Raw genomic sequence first — 3,717 nt, 5'->3', positions numbered from 1 at the left:
GAGTTCGCGCCGTTTCGGGAGGTGGCCGGGATGGTGCGCTTCCACCACCTGGCCTGGGACCACGGGGCGGGGGAAACCCACGAAGGCCGACCGGTGCCGCGAGGCAGCCACCTGCTGCACCTGGCCGACCGGGTGGCGGTGCTGATCACACCGGATGCAGGGGTTTTGGGGCAGGTGCCGGAAATCTGCGCCAACATTTCGGGGCGCAGCGGCAGCGTCTTCGTTCCGCAGATGGTGGAGGCCTTTCTGAAGCTCGCCCAGCGGGACTACGTCTGGCTGGAGATCGCCTCGGGCGGGGTGGCGGCGGTCCTGAACCGCAGCCTGGCGGGCGCGCTGGCCGAGATCGACCCGGAGTCGCTGCTGGCCTTCTCGCGGCTGATCTGCCGGATTATCGACTTCAAGAGCGCCTTCACCGCCACCCACTCCAGCGGAGTTGCGGCAACCGGTGAAATGCTGGCGCGCCTGGTGGGCTTTTCGCGCCGGGAGTGCCAAATGTTCCAGATCGCGGGCTACCTGCACGACCTGGGAAAGCTCGCGATCCCCGCCGAGATCCTTGAAAAGCCCGGCCACTTGACCCCTGAAGAGTGGCAGGTGATGCGCACCCACGTCTTTTTCACCTACCAGATCCTCGACCCCATCGAGGCCCTCAGCCGAATCTCCGCCTGGGGCGCCCTGCACCAGGAGCGCCTGAACGGCAGCGGCTATCCCTTCCATTTTACGGCCGACGACATCCCCCTGGGCTCGCGGATCATGGCGGTGGCCGACGTCTTCACGGCCATCACCGAGGATCGCCCCTACCGGCGGGGCATGGGCCAAGCGGAGGCCCTCACGGTGCTTCGCCGGATGGCGCGCCAAAACGAACTCGACCCTGCGCTGGTGGATCTGCTGGTCCGCAACTTCGAGGCGCTCAACCGCATCCGGGCCGAGGCCCAGGCGGCGGCGATGCGGGAGTACGAGGCGTTCCGGGCGGCCCTGGAGCTGAAGGAAACGCCGGCAACGGCGTAACGCCCGCCGGACGCCCCCCGCGCCCGGGGCAGGTGAAAGATGGCGCCCGAAAACGGCTACCAGGCTTTGGTGGTGAGGATTTTTTTGATCTTCTCCTCGCTCTGTTTTTCCACCAGCAGCATCCGCTGGGAGCTGGCGGCCTTGATCTTGGCGGTCAAATCGGACAGATCGGCCGGCTTTTCCAGCAGGTCCATGGCCCCCAGCTTCATGGCCTCGACCCCCTTCTGAACGGTGGCATGCCCGGTCAGCAGGATGATCTGAAGTTCGGGCTTCTGAGCTTTGATTTTTTCCAGGGCTTCCAGCCCGTCCATCTCCGGCATCTGCAGATCCAAAATGATGGCGTCAAAGGACTCCTTGGCTACCATCTCCAGGGCCTCCAGCGGGGAGCTGGCCGTCTTGACCTCCATGCCGCGGTTGCGCATGCGCTCGGCCATGACATCCAGAAAATCCTTTTCGTCGTCGACGAGTAACACCTTTTCAGCCATTTTTGTTCTCCTTGGGATTTGAAATAAGGGGATCCGGTTTTCGGCAGTCCTCAGGCCCCGGCCTCACCACCCGCATCGCAGGCGATCTTAGGCGGCAGCCGCAGGCCCAATTCCCCAGTTTCGGCCCGGATGGAGATCTCCGTCCGGGTCGCCCCCAACAGGGCCTGGAAGGTCTCGCCGGCCAGGGGCGTTTCGGTGGGGGCCGAAACCCCGAGCCCCCCAAAGCGGATCTCGGCCCCGCCGTCGGGCAGCGGGGCAATCGACAGTTTAACGGTCCCGCCGGCCCCTGCGCTTTGCATGGCATGATCCAGGCACAGGCCGATCAGGTTCTGGAGTTGAAAGGGCCGGGTTGCAACCGAGACCGAGGCCAGGGGGCTTTCGGGCGCCAACGTGACCTGCCGCACGGCGGCAAAGCGGCCGAAAAGGCGCACGACCAGCTCCAGGGTTTCGGCCAGATCCACCCCTTTCAGCGGCTCATCCACACTGTGGGCGAAGCGGTTCATGGTCTTGACGATCCCGTCGACCCGCTGAACCTGCTTCAGCACCGCGCCGGCGGTGCGTTTCAGCCGCGCGGCATCCAGCGGCATCCCCTTTTCGGCCATCAGGGTCATGTCTTCCAGCAGGCCGGCGTGTTCGTTGATGACCGCCAGGGCGTTGCGAATCTCGTGGGAAATCGAAGCGGAGATGCGCCCGAAAAATTTGAGGCCCTCGGCGCCGACGATTTCGGCGGGAACAGTCATGGCGTTTGTCTCCATCAGGATGTGAGCGTCGCCTGCATCTTGGTGATCAGCGCCTCGATGTTGACCGGTTTCACCAGGTAGTCGACCACCCGGTCCTCGGCAATGCCGGAGTGATAATCGCTGGCCGAGCCATGACCGGTGAGAAAGATGAACTTCATCCCGGGATGCCGCTGGGCCATGAGCTTCTCCAGCTTCAACCCGCTGATGCCGGGCATTTTGACATCCAGAATGGCCAGGTCATAGGCGCGTTCGGCCGCCTTGGCCAGGGCGGCCTCGCCGGTGGTGACCCAGTCGGCGTCGATCCCGCGCAATTCAAGACGTTCGGCGAGGGTGGCCACGAATTCCTTTTCATCGTCCACCAGCAGGATTCGCACTGGCATCTCCTTTCGGCTGCGGCATTTGCAGGGGCAGCGTTATGGTAAAGGTCGACCCCTCCCCGACCTGGCTCTGCACCTTGAGGGTGCCCCCCAGTTCCTGCACCAGCCCGTAGGTGATCGACAGGCCGAGGCCCGTGCCGCCGGAGCTGGTGCGGGTGGAGAAGAAGGGCTCGAAGATGCGGTCGAGGTCCTCGGGCGCGATCCCGCTGCCGTTGTCGATCACGTCGATGGCCAGGGCATCGGACCCTGCGAGGCGGGCTGCGACCTTCAGCTGCCCGCCGTCGCTCAGGGCGGCAAAGGCATTGTTGATCAGGTTGAGCAGAATCTGCTGCAGCTTGCCCCGGTCGCTCACGAAGGTCGGGACTTCGTCGGGGACATCGACCACCACATCAATCGAGCGGTACTCAGCCTCCTTGCGGAGGAAGCCCAGAACATCCTCGATCAGGGCCCGCACCGCGATGGACTCGACGCTGACCGCCATGTGGCGCGCAAAGCCCAACAGCCGCCGGGTGATGACCGCGCAGCGCTCCACCGAGGCGATCACCCCGTCGATCAATTCCAGCAAGCGCTTGTCCTGGGCGTAGTCGGGCTTGAAACTGAAGAGGTCCTTGATCAGCCCGGCCTTTTCGTTGATGATCGCCAGGGGGTTGTTGATTTCATGGGCAACCCCGGCCGAAAGCCGCCCGATGGAGGCCAGCTTGTTGGCATATTCCACCTGGTGCAGCGACATCACCCGCCGCTGGTCGGCCAGGTGCAGGTTATTGACCAGGTAAGTGGTCACCCACAGGATCACCACCATAATACCGGTGATGCTGATCACCAGAAAACCGATCAACCGACTGCGGGTCTGCAGCCAGTCGCGCATGACCGAGGCCTTGCGCTTGACGATCATGAGGATAAAGGGGCTTTCCGGAATATAGGAATACCCGATGATCGCCGGCTCCCCCCCAGCGTCGAGACCTTCCACCACCTGGGTTTTGTCGACATACGGCGGCACCGGAAAGCCCACCTTCTCGAACACCTGCCCGTGGCTGCTGGAGGGTGTCTGCAGCTGGCCGTTGAGGTTGATGATGAACTTGTCGCCCTGCCCCCTGACCGCCACATTGGAGA

5 protein-coding genes are annotated in these 3,717 nt (G+C 63.9%); 1 reads left to right on the top strand and 4 read right to left on the bottom strand.

Going from position 1 to position 3,717, the window contains the following annotated elements:
- The coding region (locus LJE63_17100) for an HD domain-containing protein (GenBank protein MCG6908324.1) at positions 1–1,005 on the top strand (1,005 nt) is incomplete at its 5' end.
- Between the two features lie 56 nt (positions 1,006–1,061).
- Here the strand turns inward: LJE63_17100 and LJE63_17095 are convergent.
- The 4 genes from LJE63_17095 to LJE63_17080 all read right to left on the bottom strand — a co-directional run.
- Entirely contained in the window at positions 1,062–1,490 is a 429-nt protein-coding gene (locus LJE63_17095) for a response regulator (GenBank protein ID MCG6908323.1), read from the bottom strand.
- Positions 1,491–1,540: 50 nt separating this feature from the next.
- The gene (locus LJE63_17090; protein MCG6908322.1) at positions 1,541–2,230 is read right to left on the bottom strand and encodes a hypothetical protein; all 690 of its coding nucleotides are present in this window, start codon (positions 2,228–2,230) and stop codon (positions 1,541–1,543) included.
- Positions 2,231–2,244: 14 nt separating this feature from the next.
- A complete protein-coding gene (locus tag LJE63_17085) occupies positions 2,245–2,604 on the bottom strand; it encodes a response regulator (GenBank protein MCG6908321.1) in 360 nt (119 codons plus the stop codon).
- Positions 2,579–3,717: two-component sensor histidine kinase (locus LJE63_17080; protein MCG6908320.1), on the bottom strand; the 1,139-nt coding region annotated here is incomplete at its 5' end. The genes LJE63_17080 and LJE63_17085, both read right to left, overlap by 26 nt.

It is taken from the genome of Desulfobacteraceae bacterium, assembly GCA_022340425.1.
GTDB lineage: Bacteria > Desulfobacterota > Desulfobacteria > Desulfobacterales > JAABRJ01 > JAABRJ01.
This window is presented reverse-complemented; position numbering and strand designations above follow the sequence as displayed.

What these genes read in the sequence shown, in the direction of transcription:
- LJE63_17095 (MCG6908323.1), bottom strand. Translation starts at nt 1,490, where the DNA reads ATGGCTGAAAAGGTGTTACTCGTCGACGACGAAAAGGATTTTCTGGAT.
- LJE63_17090 (MCG6908322.1), bottom strand. Translation starts at nt 2,230, where the DNA reads ATGACTGTTCCCGCCGAAATCGTCGGCGCCGAGGGCCTCAAATTTTTC.